The following is a 15,756-nucleotide window of genomic DNA, read 5'->3' as shown; positions in this document are numbered from 1 at the left end:
TTAAAGACTCCTTGAAGTTTTCATGAATGAAGCGATTTGTGGCCGGTTGCCAATTAAGCGGAAGGGGTGAACCCGCCGGTGGAACCAAATCCACCGGTGCCGCGCACCGAGTCAGGCAATTCGTCAACGGCAATGAACTCTGCCATTTCCACGCGCTGGATGACCATTTGGGCAATTCTATCGCCCCGGGACAGGGAGATGGAATGGCGTGAATCGGTGTTCAGCAAGGTCACGGACAGCTCGCCGCGGTAGCCGGCATCCACTGTTCCGGGGCTGTTGACGATCGTCAGACCGGATTTGGTGGCCAGACCCGAGCGTGGGTGAATCAAGGCGACGAAGCCAAACGGCAGGGCAATGCTGACGCCTGTGGGAACCAGGGCCCGCTCCCCCGGTGCGAGGACAACATCAATGCGGGTGCGCAGATCGGCTCCGGCATCACCGGGGTGAGCATAGCTGGGAGGTTCGACCCCGGCGTCGAGCATGCGAAGTTGCACGCTCAAGGTGGGGCGGCCAGCTTCGTGGCCGTCGTTCAAATTGTCTACGGGAAAAGTCTCATGGGTCACAACAGCCCACTCTATCGCTAACAGACAGAGGATGCCGCCCGCCAATGGGTTGGCGTCAAAGTGATTTACTCAGGAAAAGATGAAAAGCTAAGGACATGTCTTCTCAAACTCCGCATGACCCCACATCCCCCGCAACGGCAAACTACACAGAGAAGCTGTGGCCGAACTTCTGGGGGTGGGTCATCGTCTTGGGGCTCTCTGCCGCATCCGTGCTCATCTTTATCCCGATCAGCCCCCTCGCGGGCTACATTGCCTTCTTCGTCATGCTCGTAGGCCTGACGATCTTGCTCGTGGCAACGACCCCCACCATTTCAGTCACGGCCGATACCGTGCAGGTGGGCCGGGCGCAGATTGAACGCAAGTTTGTGGGTGCGGTCAGCATCTATAGCGGCGAGGCTGCTTTCGAGCAGCGTGGCCGGAAGCTCAATGGCTTGGCGTACCTGTGCATTCGCGGCTGGATCAAGCCGGTGGTGAAGATTGAAATCACCGATCCGGCCGATCGCACACCGTACTGGTTGACGTCCTCACGCAACCCGGAATACCTGGCCGCAGCCCTCGGCGGGGTGACACCCGTTCCCTCCGAGCAGGACTAAGGCTACTCTCGCGACTGAGAAGATACGCCAATAGCTGGGGTAGATGCGTGCAAAATTTCGTGCGCTCCGTGTCCTTAAACGGGCACCAGCGGGCGCGGTTCTGTGCGTCATGGCAGGGCTTCGAGGTGGGCGTGACCCACAGACTGCGTTCTCGGCACTGGGCATGACTGACACGCGTTGACCCGGCAGATCACGCCCAAAAGACCGAATCTAAAGGGCGTGATCTGCCGGGTCAACGTATGGAAGCGGCGGGTGAGAGGCGCGCCGTCGCACGTTGACGAGCCACACAAGGGACATTGACGGGCACACACGAGGGAACCCGCCGCGTGGCAGACCCCCTCCTGGCGGATTCTGCTACCCCTCGCAGTCCTTGCAGTACTTCACGCCGTTCTTTTCCTTCGCCAGCTGAGAGCGGTGCCGGACCAGGAAGCAGGATCCGCAGGTAAATTCATCGAGCTGTTCGGCCAGGATTTCTAGGGCGAGCTCGTCGGGCGGCAAGTCCCCACCGGGAAGCTCGTACGACTCGGCGAGCTCAGACTCCGCCAGATCAATCACGGCATTCGCCCGTGAGGCGTGCCCCTGCGGCGCAGTTGCCGGACCGGACGTGTGGCGGGCCGTGCGTGGCCGGTGGTGACCGGTAGTCATGATCTGTTCCTTTGGATAGCTGCCCATGTGTCATGGGCGATAAACACTGCAAATACTTTAAACCTCGCAGCACCTTTGAGCAGCCAAGGGGACCCTGAGTTCGCAGCTGGCTTAAGGCCCATGACGCCGTTTTCCACCGCTCTCGGCCGTGGCGAAGCGCACATTCTTGAAGGCTTCTCGCGCCACGCCTAAGCGGTAGTAGGAAATCACGCCCATCAGTGGCAAAGTTTCGAAGTGAACTAAAAGACTTTTTGGGAGGACGGCATGGCTGATCTGCGGCTGGTGGGTGTCCACGACGACGGCAGAAATCTGCTTCTAAGTGGTCCCGATGGGAACATCTACCTTCTCCCCATGGACGAGGCGCTGCGCACAGCGGTTGGCAAATCTGCCAACCGCCCTTCACGTGCGAGCCAGGGCTCTGGTACCCGGATGACACCTCGAGAGATTCAAAGCTTGATCCGTGCAGGGTCAAGCGCGTCTGAGGTGGCCGAGGAATCGGGTCTCTCCTTGGAACAGGTTCGACGGTATGAGGGGCCGGTGCTGGCCGAACGCGAACATATTGCTGATCAGGCCCGCGCTGTCATCGTCTCGGCGCCTGCCCCGCACAACGACGGTTATAAGTCTGCGTTTGGGGAAGAACCCGCATCTTTGGATGAGATGGTCAATCACCGCCTCGTGGCGTTCGGCATTGATCCCAAAACCTTGCGCTGGGATGCGTGGCGCAATAGTGCCGGCGCCTGGACCATCAGCGCGGACTTTGAGCCCGGAACGGAGCGGCCCGCCAGCAGCATCGGCGAACCTGCCCCGGCCCTGTGGCGTTTCCATTCCAGCCGCAAGGATCTGCACAACGCGAATCGTTGGGCACAGCAGCTCAGCGAGCTTGAACCGCTGGACAGCCCCGTTCCCGAACGCCGCCTCAGTGCCGTCATGGACAAGCCCTTTGATGTTGAGGCTGGCAGCCCCGAAGCTGAAGCTGAGCCCGAGGTTACTGCCGAGGTGAGCGAGGACGGCGAGGACTACCCCGCCCACGGTGGCCTCCTGGAGATGTTGCGTTCACGACGTGGCGTACGTCTGGGACTCGACGAGGATGGCGACGACGAGCTCGCCGCCATGCTCGGCACGCACATCCCCGGCGCTCATCCCCGCGATGAGAACTTGTACGGCGCAGCCGGCAACGAGAGCGTGGAGCAGCTTGAGGAGCCGCAAGAGACCTCTCCGAAGGAGCGTCTGCGCTCTATCCCGTTCTTGAAGTTGGCGCCTCAGTTACCTGAGGATGATCATGTGCTCGACGGCGTCTCTGACGTCAGCAGTGACACTCGCGAGATCGTGCTCTCGGGCGAGCCGAGCACCGCGCTGCGTCCCTTGCGCCTGCAGGGCGAGGCCACAGCAACAAGCTCGGGCAGCGCTCAGCCTTCCGAGGATGATGAGGAAGCCGGGCCCAGCGACAGCGAGGTGGCGGCGCGTCTGGAACGCAAGGCTGCTGGTAAGCCCAAACGCTCGAGCGTTCCCAGTTGGGATGAAATCGTTTTTGGTACCAAGGGCGATTGATTTCACCTTAAAAATGCTGTGGGCTGGACTCTCCAATGCGGAGTGTCCAGCCCACAGCTTTTTAACGGCGTTTGCCCTTAGCCTTTTTTGCCGTGACGGGTATCCGCAGCAACGGCACCTCACGCTCGGTTTTTGTGATCGATCCGTGCTGGCCCACAACGTCCATGGCCTGCAGCCGGACGCGGCGCAGATCGTAGAAGGCGATGGGTTCGCGGGCCAGGATGAGCACGTCACCTATGCGAGCCTGCACACCATCGCGCACCTCACCAAAGTATCCGGCGTCGATGGCTTCTTCTCGCGTCAAGACCCACGCCTGTTTGCCAAACTTTTCCAACCAGGCGGCCATCAGCTGCTGACGGCTCTCTTCCGTGGCATCTGCTTCGAGGTAGAGGTGAACCATGCGCGGCTCCCCTGCCGTGTGCCGGACGCCGTCCACGAGCTCGGGGAAGAGCGAGTAGTCGATCCGGGCCGCCCGTGGCACGTCGATCATGCCGTGATCTGCCGTCAACAAAATCAACGTATCTGCTGGTACCGCTGCCGCTAAACGCTTCATCCCGGCGTCGAGCTCTTCTAGTTCACGTTCCCACGCAGGAGAGTCCACCCCGTGGGCGTGCCCGGCCTTATCCAGCTCGCTCCAGTACAGGTACACAAGAGAGGTGGGTGTTGCGGCTAGAGCCTCCGCGGCAATCTCCACCCGTTCGCTCTTGGACTGCACGCCTCGGAAGGAACCGCCGCGCAGTGCAGCACGGGTCGTGGGCGAGTTGGCGAAGTGGGGCAGGCTCACCGTCGTGGTGGGGACGGTGGCGCAGGCCTTCTCAAAGACGGTGCCATAGGGCTGCCAGGTGAGCGGGTCAACGCCAGCGTCCCAGTTACCGAGAAGATTGACCACCTTGTCCTGCCGGGGGTCGAGCACATCGTAGCCCACCATGCCGTGCAGGCCAGGAACGACGCCGGTCCCCAGGGAGGTCAGCGAGGTCGCCGTGGTGCTGGGGAAGGCTGCGTGCAAGGTTCGGGGGTGCTCGCCGCGAGAGTCCTCGGCCACCACGGTGCGTAGGAAGGGCGCGTGCGAGGCTCGTTGCTTGAGCTGCGACTTGCCGAGCCCGTCCACGAGCACTACGCAGATGCGCGGCGCTACGGGGAGCTTGAGGACATTCTCGTATCCGGGGACGCCCAGCACGGCGGCGGCGCTGCTGAGCACGTCGCCGATACTGGATTTTCCGTACCCGGGCGCGCCCGGAAGCGCCGGCTGGCGAGTCAGGAGGGAGGGCATCAGATTCGGGGCTTTATCGGCGGTAATGTGAACGCCCCAAGCGTGCTCCAAAGACCGGGAATTTACTCCCCGGCAGGGCCGTATGGGCAGCCCCCACGTTGACGGCACCGGTGTTGACCGCGCGCAGCGCCCTGGCAAAAGCTTTCGCATCGGCAACAGCCTGCAGACCTTCGGCCTCGGCGCTGATGCGCAGGGCGATGTCTTCCTGGGCAATGGTGCCGGAGTAGCCGTGGTCTGCGTCGCAGTCAGCATCACCGCACGACGCCGGACCCATTTCCACACGCTGTCCGCCAGACCAGGCGATCGCGAGGGTTAGTTCACGGGCCGGATCTGAGGGTTTGTAATCTTGCGGCTGGGCGTAAATATAGCTCAGGACCACGGATTTGATCTGACTGACGGGCACCGACTCGGTCGAGACCTGAGCAACCATCTGCTCCCCGGATTCATCGAGCTGGTGATCATCCACGTGCGTGATGACGAGCATTTCCGAGGTCAAGGCTAGGACCGTGATGTGACGGTGCACCTCGTTACGCTCGAAGTGTGTTTCCAGATGGACCAGATGGGAGAGGCTTTCCTGACCATCGAGGGCGTCATTGACCACATCCGCAACGAGTCGGGGGTAAAACCCCGAGCGTTGGAGAGCGGCTTCTAATTCACGGGCCGTGGTGTTGGCCGGGGCACCGGCTCCGAAGCTGTTCATATCCCCCATTTTCGCACTTTGGCGGCGGCGTTGCGAACCGGGCCAGCCTGGCCCGGCCCACATGGTCAGGATCGCATGGCCCGGCGTGCGCTGTCGGTGCGCTGGGCAGGATTACCAATGCGAACATCGACGGCCAAGACCGTGACGTCGGTGGGTCCCACCAGGATGGGACGGAATTCGATGAACGCCACCTCAGGATGTTCGTCTTTGAGCATGGCCACCCGGGCCACGAGATCCTCCAGGGCAGCCACATTTCCCGGCGGCAGCCCCTCGTAGCCAAAGAGTTTCACAGAGGCCCGGGGCGAACGAATCAGCTCTGCCGTGTCGGCCCTCGACAGGGGTGGCACGCGGTGTGCCCAGTCGTCGAGGAGATTCACGGCGTCCCCTGACAGGCCGAAGGACACGACAGGGCCCAGGAGTGGATCCTCGATGGCACGCAGTGTGCAGGACTGGCCAACCTGGGCCATGGACTGCACCTCGAGGGACTTATGCCCATACGGCTCAAGGAGTTTGCGCATCTGGATAATATTGCGGCGCAGTGAATCAGCATTTTCAATGTTGATCCGTACCCCGCCAAGGTCGAGGCGGTGGCGCAGGCTCGCATCGAGGGTCTTGATGGCCACTGGCCAGCCCAGGCGTTCGGCGGCCATCACGGCGTCCTCGACGCTGTCGAACGGGGTGGATTCGAGGACCGTAATGCCGTAATGGCTCAGTAATTCTCTGGCCTGCTCAGGACGGAGTGTGACTAGGCCATCTCCGGAGACTCCCTTGAGCCAGCCGTCGAGCAGTTCCTCCGCGGCGTGCGGGTTGACGCCCGCGGGTGCCTCGAAAAGTGGTGCCTCCAGGGTCAGCCAATGAGCGTAGCGGGTCACCGCGGCCAGGGCGGCCGTGGCCGCACCCGGGCTGGAATAGGCGGGCAAGGATCGGGCCATCTGCCGGTTGATCTGTAGCTGCGCGTCCATGCTTCCCGTGAAGCTCGCGATGACAGGCTTGCCCGCGATGTCCGAGCACTCTTGCAAGGTTGCGCCAATGCTCTCGAGCGTGAGCCCGATGATGGGCAGCAGCGTGACGATGGCCGAATCCACGCCCGGCTCCCCCAGAGCCTGAAGAACGGTCTTCTTGAGCAAGGGCAGCGCTCGTGATTGCCCCACATCAAGGGCGAGCCGGGAGTGTACGGCGACAACGCTCAGCCCGTGCCGCTCGGCTGAATCGGCAACCACGGTGCCCATCGCGGCAGAATTGCCAATGATGGCCAGTCCCGAGCCCTGCGGTAGCGGTTGCCCCGCCACGATTTGGGCGACGTCGGCCAGCTCCTCGATCGTGTTGACCCGGATGACGCCGGACTGCCGCAGCATAGCATCGAGGGCACCGGCAGGAGCCACCGTGGTGCGCACGGCATGGCCCGGGGGTAGGCGCAGGCCCGTGGAATCTGATTTCGCCACGATGACGGGCTTGCTGCGCGAGAGCCGTCGTGAAATGCGGGAGAACTTACGAGGGTTACCCACAGACTCCAAATAGAGCGCACACGCCGTCGTGTGGGGATCGTCTTCCCAATATTGCATGATGTCGTTACCGGAGACATCGGCCCGGTTTCCCGCCGAAAGCACGGTGGACATGCCCACCTCTCGCCGCGTCATGGACGCCACGAGAGACACGCCTAGGGCAGCCGACTGGCTGAAAATCCCCACGCCACCCTGGCGCGGCAAATACGGCGCCATCGAGGCATTGAGGGAAACAGCCGGATCGGTGTTGGCCAGGCCCAACGACGCCGGCCCCACCAAGCGCATACCGTTGGCTCGTGCCTGACGCACGAGGGCGCGCTGCCGCGCAAGGCCGCGGGCTCCGTTGTCCGCAAAACCGGCCGTCACGACCACGAGGCCCTTGACCCCGGCCTTGCCACACTGATCGACAACATGGGGAACTTGATCGTAGGGCACGGCGATAATGGCCAGATCAACAGGTCCCGGTACGTCTTCGATGCTGGCGTAGGGCATCATGCCCTGCACCTCGAGGGCGTCCTGATTGACGGCGAAGACCGCTCCCGTGAATTTTCCTTCCACCACATGCTCCAGCAATTGCTGCCCTACGCTGCCCCACTCCCGGCTGGCGCCGATCACGGCCACGGATCCTGGTGCGACAAGGCCCGCAACACTGCGTGCCTCGGCCCGGTGTTCGCGAGATTCCATGACGGCCCGAGATTTGTCGGTGGGGTCAATATCAAAGTGCAAGGAGATGACCCCGTCATCAAAGTGCCGGTGAACCTCGTACCCAGCCTCGGAGAAGACCTGGATCATCTTCCTGTTCTCCGGCAACACCTCAGCGGAAAACTTATCGATTCCCTTCTCGCGGGCAGCCGCGGCAAGGTGTTCCAACAGGATAGATCCCACGCCGCGGCCCTGATTGGAGTCGGAGACGTTGAACGCCACCTCGGCCTCGGTGGGGTCATCGAGCCGGTCGTAACGGCCGATCCCAATAATTTTCCCGCCCCGCGTTATGACAAATGCCACACGGTTGGAATAGTCCAATTCCGTGAATCGGCGTAATTCTTTCGCCGTGAGCTTGGATTTGTAGGTAAAAAAGCGCAAATAGATCGAATTTTGCGACTGAGCCATGTGAAAAAGCTGCACAGCGTCAGCATCTGCGACCGTCATGGGGCGTAAATGGCCCGTTCCACCATCGCGGAGAACAACATCAGCTTCCCAATGGGCCGGATATTCGGGCGCGGGCTCTGGCTTCACCATAGAATCACTGTACCGACATGATCTGCTTTTAGCGTCGTTGTCGCCTTCGCAACACCCCATGTAGAAAAGGAACCACTGCCATCATGGCCAAGCGTCAACCTCCCGTAGCCGACGACTTCGTTGAGAACATCGTAGATATCGATGTTTCCAGTGAAATGGAAGGCTCCTTCCTTGAGTACGCCTATTCGGTGATTTACTCCCGCGCGCTGCCTGACGCCCGCGACGGACTCAAGCCTGTGCAGCGACGCATCCTGTACATGATGAGCGAAATGGGATTGCGCCCCGACAAGGGGCACGTCAAGAGCGCCCGCGTGGTGGGCGAGGTCATGGGAAAGCTCCACCCACACGGCGACACCGCCATCTACGACACCATGGTGCGCATGGCCCAGGACTGGACGCTGCGTCTGCCCCTCATTGATGGACACGGCAACTTTGGCTCGCTCGACGACGGCCCCGCAGCCCCTCGGTACACCGAGGCCCGCCTTGCCGCAGCAGCCTTGGAGCTGACCGGGCATCTGGATGAGAACGTGGTGGACTTTGTCCCCAACTATGACAACCAGATGATGCAGCCCTCCGTGATGCCGGCGGCGTATCCCAATCTGCTCGTCAACGGCGCTAGCGGCATCGCGGTGGGCATGGCCACCAACATGGCTCCGCATAACCTGGGCGAGGTCATTGCCGCCGCCCAGCACCTCATCGCAAACCCCGAGGCCACGCTCGAGGACGTCATGGCGTACGTTCCCGGCCCCGACCTGCCCTCGGGTGGGCGCATCGTAGGGCTCCAAGGTATCCGGGACGCTTACGCCAACGGGCGCGGTTCCTTCAAGACGCGCGCCAAGATCGCCGTCGAACAGCTTTCCGCCCGCCGCGTGGGACTGGTCGTGACCGAGCTGCCGTACCTGGTCGGTCCGGAAAAGGTTAAGGAAAAAGTTAAGGACGCCGTCAACAACAAGAAGTTGGTGGGCATTGCGGACTTCATCGATCTCTCCGACCGCAAGAATGGCCTGCGTCTGGTCATTGAGCTGAAGAACGGTTTCAACCCGGCCGCCGTCATGGAGCAGCTCTACCGGTACACACCGCTGGAGGAATCCTTCGGCATTAACAACGTCTGCCTGGTCGACGGCCAGCCGCAGACGCTCGGGCTCCTGCAGCTGCTGCAGGTCTTTGTGGCGCACCGTATCGATGTGGTGCGGCGCCGCACGGCGTTCCGTCTGGGCAAAAAGCAGGACCGCCTGCATCTGGTCGAGGGCATGCTCATCGCCATCGTGGACATCGACGAGGTGATTCAGATCATCCGCACCTCGGATGAGGTGGCGTCGGCTCGCGAACGGCTCATGTCGATCTACGATCTTTCCGAGATCCAGGCCAATTACATCCTGGACCTGCAGCTGCGCCGCCTGACGCGGTTCTCCATGGTGGAACTGGAAACCGAGCGTGATGACTTGCGCCGCGAGATCGCAGCCCTCGAGGAAATTCTTAGCTCGCAGGAGGTGCTGCATCGCCTCGTATCGGATGAGCTCGGTGAGGTTGCCGCCAAGTACGCCACCCCGCGCCGCACGGTCCTGCTCGAATCCGAGGCCTTGGCCCCTTCGGTGGCTAAGGCTTTGGCTGCGGGCCCGGGCGGGAAACCCGGAAAGGCTGTCCCGCTCGCCCTGGAAATCGCCGACGATCCGTGTTGGGTGCTGCTCAGCGCCACGGGCCAGATCGCCCGCACCAGCACGGCCGATCCCCTCGTGGAATCCGGCGGCCGCAGCAAGCACGATGTCTTCTCCTCCGTCCTGAAGACCACCGCACGGGCCGAGATTGGCGCCCTGACCTCGCTGGGCCGCATGCTGCGCCTGCAGGTGGTGGACATGCCCGTACTGCCTCCCACGGCCGCCCTGCCAAACCTGGCCGGAGGCGTCGCCGCCAAGGACTTCATCACCTTGACCAAGGGCGAATCCCTCGTGGGCTTCGTGCCGCTCAACAGCGTCTTTGCCGTGGGAACGGCCACGGGTGTGGTCAAGCGCGTCACCCCGGAGTACCCGCTCAACCGCGACGATTGGGAGTACATTTCCCTCAAGCCCAAGGACTATGTTGTAGGCGCTGAGGTAGCAACGGACGACGACGAACTCGTCTTCCTCACGCAGGGCGCCCAGTTGCTTCGGTACAGTGCCGCTAACGTCCGTCCCCAGGGCCGTACGGCCGGCGGCATGGCCGGCATCAAGCTCGGCGCCGGCGACGTGGTGCTCTCCTTCAACGTGGTCTCGCCTCACGATGCCGAGGCTGTTGTTGTCACGGTCGCTGGCGGGCAGGACGCCTTGCCGGGCACGCCGTCGGGCTCGGCCAAGGTGACGGCCTTCTCCGAGTATCCCGCGAAGGGACGTGCCACCGGCGGCGTCCGGGCGCATCGCTTCTTGAAGGGTGAGGATCGCTTGTTCGTCGCCTGGGCAGGTCATGGCCCGGCCAAGGCCTCCAGCAGTGCCGGCGTGGTGCGGGCCTTGCCGGTGGAGCACGGCCACCGCGACGGTTCCGGCGTGGCGCTCAGCGCCGCGATTGACCTCGTGGGCCCGAGCCTAAGCAGCATCGACACGGCTCCCGTAAGCGGCGACGCCGCCCCGGTGACGACGGCACCTGTGACGGCCCCCGCAGTGACAGCGCCCGTCCCGGAAGTCACGCAGGAAGCATTCGAACTTCCCTTGGAGTAATGAAGCCGACGCATCGGGGCAGGCGTGGAAGGAATCCATTTAGACTGAGCGCATGGCGATCATTTCTGACACAAAAGACTGGACCTGGGTTCTGGAACGTACCTGCCCCGACTGCGGTTTCAATGCGGCGACGGCGACCCCTGCCACGGCGGCCACCCTGCTTCCGGCGCTCCTGCCGCGCTGGCAGGGCGCCCTTCGACGCCCCACTGCTGAGGAACGACCCAACCCTGAAACCTGGTCTGTCGTGGAATACAGCGCGCACGTGCGAGACGTCTTCGAGGTCTTCACCGAACGCTTAGAACTCATGGTGCGCGAAGACAACCCCACCTTTGCCAATTGGGATCAAGATCAGGCTGCCTTAGACGGAAACTACTCCGCCCTGGATCCCGAGGTGGTCTCGCGCGAGCTCGTGCAGAACGGGCTGGACGCCGCGGCCGCCTTTGCCGCCGTTACGGTGGAGCAGTGGGGGCGTCGCGGATTCCGCAGCAACGGATCCACCTTCACCGTGTTGACCTTGGCCGGGTACTTCCTCCACGACGTGGTGCATCACCTGCACGACATCAACGCCTAAGCCGCTCTAGTGTGTGCGCAGCTGCGCGGAGCACACACTAGAGCGCTTTGTCCCAGGCCATGCTGCTACGCACCGGCGCATAACCCATGCGGGCGTAGAGTCCGTGGGCCCCACTGGGATTTTCCGTGTCGACATCCAGGGCCGCAAATTCCAAGCCGTTAGCGCTAAAGCGAGCCATAGCGTCGAGCAACAGCGCCGGGGCGATGCCACGCCCGCGCCATGGACGCCGGACACCCAAAAGCTCCGTGTAGCCTTCCTTGCGACCATTGCTGGAGTCCGGGTCAACCGAGGCCAGCTGGTATCCGGCGATCTCACCCGTCGCGTCATCCACGGCCAGGGTCGAGAGATCCAGGCGCAGATGCTCGTGTTTCATTTGAATCTGCCACTGTTCCACGGAGCGCGGCTCGGAACCCCAGTGGTCGGCAAAGGCCTCATTGTGCGCCACACGTGCGGCCTCGCTGAGTTCCGGGGTCCACGTCACGATGGAGATCCCCTCGAGTTCACCAGGCTGGGGCGTCTGGTCAAGGGGCCTGACCATCTCCGAGAAGTACCGCACGATCGAGTACCCGGCAGCCGACAAGAGAGCCGCCAGTGCCGGGTTGTCCTCCTCGACATAGTCGCGGGCCGTGGGATGTCCCTGCCCATCCTGCAAGAACCGGACGGCGGTCCGTGCCTCTTGCCACGCCAGGATCGCCGCACCCACCCCACGGCGCTGCCAGCTCGGATCTACCCCGCCGGAGACATGCGCCTTCTCGCCCGCAACGTTCTTGGACACGCGCCCATATGCCCGCGGCACGCCAGCATCGTCCACCCCGACGATGGAATTCTCCGTCACCGGGTTGACCTCGTCAAAGATCGCGGCCACGAGCTCGGAGTACTGGGCATGCCACGGCGCCTTCTCATGGGCGGCAATGCGTTTGACAAGCTCCAGCCACGCGTCCACATCGGGCTCGGCCAGGGACCGGAAGCTCAGCCCAGGCACAACAGGATATGGCGGACGGGCGGCGGCAGGATGTGCATATGTCATCGTCCCAGCCTAAAGCCGAGCGGTCGCCACTTCCACCCCAGTCTCCCCGAGGCGAAGGTGCGTGTCGCCGCTATGGGCCAGTTCGTCGTCGTGCGTCACCAGGACCACGGCAGCCTGCGTCAGGGCCGCACGCAGATCCACGATGAGTTGTTCCGCCTCGTCCTCGCCCAGGTGTGCTGTGGGTTCATCGAGAAGCACGACGTCGGCCCCCGCCACGAGCGTGCGCGCCACCGACACGCGGGTCCGCTGCCCACCCGACAGGTGATGCCCGCCGGGGCCCACCCGGGTGTCCAGTCCCTGCGGGAGACTCTCGAGCCAAGGCCCAAGTCCCACCGTGGTCAGGGCCTGGCGCAGCGCTGCCTCCGTGGGCGGCTGGTGTGCCGGCTTCGCGATGGCGAGATTTCCGCGCAGGGTGGAGTTGAAGAGGTAAGAATCCTGCGGGCACCAGGCAATGTGCTCCAGTGCCTGGGCCGTGGCCGGCTGACCGTTGAGCAGATACCGACCCCGCTCGCTCGGCAGGAAGCCTAGGAGCACGGCCAGCAGGGTGGACTTGCCCGATCCCGAAGGACCGCTGACGGTCCACCACTGGCCGCGACGCGTGCCGCCGCTGACATTGCTCAAGACCGGATTGGCCGTGGTGGGGTAGCGAGCCGTGATGCTTTCTACGGCCAGCTCCGTGACGGCGTCGCTGGTACCGAGGTTCTCCGGAGCACTCAGGACGGTCGTGGGAGCATCCAAAAGCGGCAGGGTGCGGCGCATCATGGCAGCCAGAGCCGGCAAGGCGGACACTGCCTCGACGAACTGCCCCAGGGGTTCTGCCAAGGCCAGCATGAGGAGGGCCACGACGGCCGCCGCTCGAGGATCGGCCCCCGCAGCAATAGCGGTGGCGGCAACGGCGATGGCCGCCACGGAGGTCAGCAGCGTCACGGCGCCCTGTCCCAGCCCGTCGGCCCAGGCGAGACGTCGCAGCGGCTTGGCCACGGCAGCGTCTTGCGTGCGGAATCGCTGCGCCTCGGCCCGGCCCACGCCGTTGGCGCTGAGCTGCTGCGCCGCGGCAAACAAGGTGGTGATGCGTCCGGCAAGCCACACACGATGCAGCGCGGCCGCAGCCGAGGCACGGCGCTGAGCCGCGAGGACCACGATGGGCAAGACCACAAGGGCCAGAACCCCGAGGGCCAGCACGATCCAGGTGACCTCGGGGACCATGAGGAACACGGTCAAGAGCACGGCACCGTAGGACAGGATCGCGGCAGGAAGCGGGACCACGGCGCGGGGAACGGCGTCGCGCAGCTCATCGACGTCGGCCACGAGGCTACCCAAGGCGCCGCCGGAACGGCTCAGCTTGCCCCAATGCAGGACAGAGGATCCGAGGGAGTCCCACAGGCGCAGGCGCAACTGTGCGGCCCAGCGGAAGACGGCGTCGTGTGTCATGAGCCGTTCACAGTAGCGCAAGATGGAGCGGCCAATGCCGAAGGCGCGAACGCCCACGATCAAGGTCATGAGGTACAAAATGGGCGGCTGATCGGCAGCCCACACAATCAACCATCCGGAGATGCCACTCAACGCCGCCGCGCTCAGGGTGGCAAGGGCCGAGAGCAGCACGCCCAACGCAAATCGCGGCGAGCGAAGAGGCAGGGCCCGCACATGGCGCCACGAGAGTTTCGGCACAGCAACCTCCGGGAGCTCTTCCCAGGGCGACGGAGCGTCGCTGGCCGTCGCGAGGAGATCCTGCGGCCCAGTAGCTGCGAGCGCGCCCGCAGTTGCTGGTACGGTTCCGTTCAGGAGGGCTGCCAGCACGTGGTCGTGGGTGGCCACGATGAGAGCCACGCTCCCCCGGAGCTTGAGCAAGGCACCGCGTACTGCCGTGGCGGACATGGGATCGAGATGGGCCGTGGGCTCGTCGAAGAGTCCGAGTTCGATGGCCGGATCGGCGGCGATGCGTGCCAGCGCGCGGGCCACGGCAACACGGCGGAGTTCACCGGGGCTGCAATCAACTACGGTGCGCTGTGCCAGGTGTGCGGCATTGACATCCTTCAGGGCTGAGATGAGCAGCGCGGTCTCGACGGGGCGAGTCTGGGGACCTGCGGCGTAAAGGGCGAGCTCGGCGAGAACCGTCTCTTCCGTAAAGACCGGGTGTTGGGCCACGAAGACCTGTGCCCCCGGAGTACGACGCTGCAGGCTTCCCGTGATACTGACTGTTTCACGCTCCGTTGCGCCGCCATCGAGGGTCCCGGCGATCGCGGCAAGGATCGTGGACTTGCCGCTCCCACTGGGCGTTGCGAGCACGAGAGCCTCACCCGGCGCCAGCTCCGCACTGTATCCGTCCACCACAGCGGCACCGCGTCCGGGATAGCTGACCGAAAGATTCTCGATCCGCAGTACCAGTTCTCCCTGGACCGCGTTGCCATTCGTGACGGCTGCGAGCGCCTCATCCTTCTGAGTCGCAGGCGTTGTCTCCTCGCCAAGAATTTCCTTGACCCGGCGCAGTGCTTCCACTCCGTCCTCGCTACCGTGGTGAGCGGCTCCCACGTCGCGCAAGGGGCGGAAGCACTCGGGTGCGAGCATGAGGGCCAGGAGTCCGGCTTCGAGTCCCATGTCCCCGCTGACAAGACGGACACCAATGAACACGGCCACCACGGCAACAGAGATGGTACTGATGAGTTCCAGCGCCATCGAGGACAGGAACGCGGTACGCAGTGTTGCCATGGTCGAGACGCGGTACGACTCGCACACATCGGCCAGGGCCTTGCGCTGGGCTGCCGCGCGGCGCAAGCCGACGAGCACGGGCAGGCCGCGGGCGAGCTCGAGCAGGTGGTTGGAGAGTCGATCCAGTCCGCTGGCGGCGGCTTCCACACGTTCTTGTGTGTGGAAGCCAATCAAGATCATGAAGACGGGCACGAGCGGCACCGTCAGGACCACGATCAAGGCACTGACCCAATCGGCGATGAGGATCTGCACCCCGACGAGAAGGGGCAACACGGCACAGCTCACGAGGGCCGGGAGGTAGTTGCTGAAGTAGTTGTCGAGCCCATCCAGGCCACGGCTGGCGAGCATCGATTCGGCTCCCACCCCGCCCCGCGTCTCCCCACCATGGGATGAGCCTCCGGAGCGGGGGTTGAGTCGGTGCGCGACGAGCTTGGCCCGTAACTCCTCCTTGGTCCCCAGCGCGGCGCGACGAGCCAACACGGACTGCCCCCACACCGTGAGCCCCAAGAGACCGGAACCCACACTGCCCTGCACGATCAACTGGGTCGCGTTGAGCTCATCGCCAGCAGCCCACTGCCCGAGGGCATGGGCCAAGGCACCCATGAGCAGGACCAGGGCCACGGCCTTGAGGGCGGAGAGGCCGGCAAGACCAGCCAGGGCCAGACGGGTGGATTTTCCTTCGGGCAGTGCGGGACGGGGGCTCAT

Annotated in this window: 11 protein-coding genes; 4 read left to right on the top strand and 7 right to left on the bottom strand. The window is 63.8% G+C overall.

The features are described 5' to 3' along the window. Positions 1 to 53 precede the first annotated feature (53 nt). Complete coding sequence (dut, locus tag CVS30_RS10500; protein ID WP_245934552.1) at positions 54 to 563, bottom strand: dUTP diphosphatase; 510 nt, start codon at positions 561 to 563, stop codon at positions 54 to 56. 95 nt (positions 564 to 658) lie between these two features. On the opposite strand from dut, the gene CVS30_RS10495 reads away from it, so the two are divergent. Further along, entirely contained in the window at positions 659 to 1,156 is a 498-nt protein-coding gene (locus tag CVS30_RS10495) for a DUF3093 domain-containing protein (RefSeq protein ID WP_110485293.1), read from the top strand. 354 nt (positions 1,157 to 1,510) lie between these two features. Here the strand turns inward: CVS30_RS10495 and CVS30_RS10490 are convergent, their stop codons facing one another. Next, entirely contained in the window at positions 1,511 to 1,801 is a 291-nt protein-coding gene (locus CVS30_RS10490) for a DUF4193 family protein (protein ID WP_110485292.1), read from the bottom strand. A gap of 264 nt (positions 1,802 to 2,065) precedes the next feature. Between CVS30_RS10490 and sepH the strand changes: the two genes are divergently transcribed. After that, positions 2,066 to 3,349 carry a septation protein SepH gene (sepH, locus tag CVS30_RS10485; RefSeq protein WP_110485291.1) on the top strand — a complete coding sequence of 428 codons (1,284 nt, stop codon included), beginning with the start codon at positions 2,066 to 2,068 and terminating at the stop codon, positions 3,347 to 3,349. A gap of 61 nt (positions 3,350 to 3,410) precedes the next feature. Here sepH and CVS30_RS10480 read toward each other — a convergent pair whose 3' ends face one another. Genes CVS30_RS10480 through CVS30_RS10470 form a run of 3 tightly spaced genes read right to left on the bottom strand, consistent with a single transcriptional unit; the run spans position 3,411 to position 8,060 of the window. Beyond that, positions 3,411 to 4,670 (bottom strand): alkaline phosphatase family protein, encoded by a 1,260-nt coding sequence (locus tag CVS30_RS10480; RefSeq protein ID WP_306418771.1) that lies wholly within the window; start codon positions 4,668 to 4,670, stop codon positions 3,411 to 3,413. Beyond that, positions 4,633 to 5,328, bottom strand: a complete 696-nt coding sequence (locus tag CVS30_RS10475) for a DUF5998 family protein (protein ID WP_110485356.1) — start codon at positions 5,326 to 5,328, stop codon at positions 4,633 to 4,635. The genes CVS30_RS10480 and CVS30_RS10475 overlap by 38 nt, the downstream gene beginning before the upstream one ends. Positions 5,329 to 5,384: 56 nt before the next feature. Beyond that, positions 5,385 to 8,060, bottom strand: coding sequence for a bifunctional acetate--CoA ligase family protein/GNAT family N-acetyltransferase (locus CVS30_RS10470; RefSeq protein WP_110485289.1), 2,676 nt, complete (start codon positions 8,058 to 8,060; stop codon positions 5,385 to 5,387). An 83-nt stretch (positions 8,061 to 8,143) separates the two neighbouring features. Here CVS30_RS10470 and CVS30_RS10465 point away from each other — a divergent pair, with 83 nt between their 5' ends. After that, complete coding sequence (locus tag CVS30_RS10465) at positions 8,144 to 10,747, top strand: DNA gyrase/topoisomerase IV subunit A (RefSeq protein ID WP_110485288.1); 2,604 nt, start codon at positions 8,144 to 8,146, stop codon at positions 10,745 to 10,747. A 52-nt stretch (positions 10,748 to 10,799) separates the two neighbouring features. Further along, entirely contained in the window at positions 10,800 to 11,318 is a 519-nt protein-coding gene (locus tag CVS30_RS10460; protein ID WP_110485287.1) for a DinB family protein, read from the top strand. A gap of 37 nt (positions 11,319 to 11,355) precedes the next feature. Here CVS30_RS10460 and CVS30_RS10455 read toward each other — a convergent pair whose 3' ends face one another. Both CVS30_RS10455 and cydC read right to left on the bottom strand, forming a co-directional pair. Further along, a complete protein-coding gene (locus tag CVS30_RS10455) occupies positions 11,356 to 12,345 on the bottom strand; it encodes a GNAT family N-acetyltransferase (RefSeq protein WP_110485286.1) in 990 nt (329 codons plus the stop codon). Positions 12,346 to 12,354: 9 nt separating this feature from the next. Next, positions 12,355 to 15,756: a thiol reductant ABC exporter subunit CydC gene (gene cydC, locus CVS30_RS10450; protein WP_110485285.1), complete on the bottom strand. Its 3,402-nt coding sequence runs from the start codon at positions 15,754 to 15,756 to the stop codon at positions 12,355 to 12,357.

It is taken from the genome of Arthrobacter psychrolactophilus, from assembly GCF_003219795.1.
Taxonomy (GTDB): Bacteria; Actinomycetota; Actinomycetes; order Actinomycetales; family Micrococcaceae; genus Specibacter; species Specibacter psychrolactophilus.
Note: the sequence above shows the minus strand (reverse complement) of the source record. Positions and strands in the feature narration are given on the sequence as shown.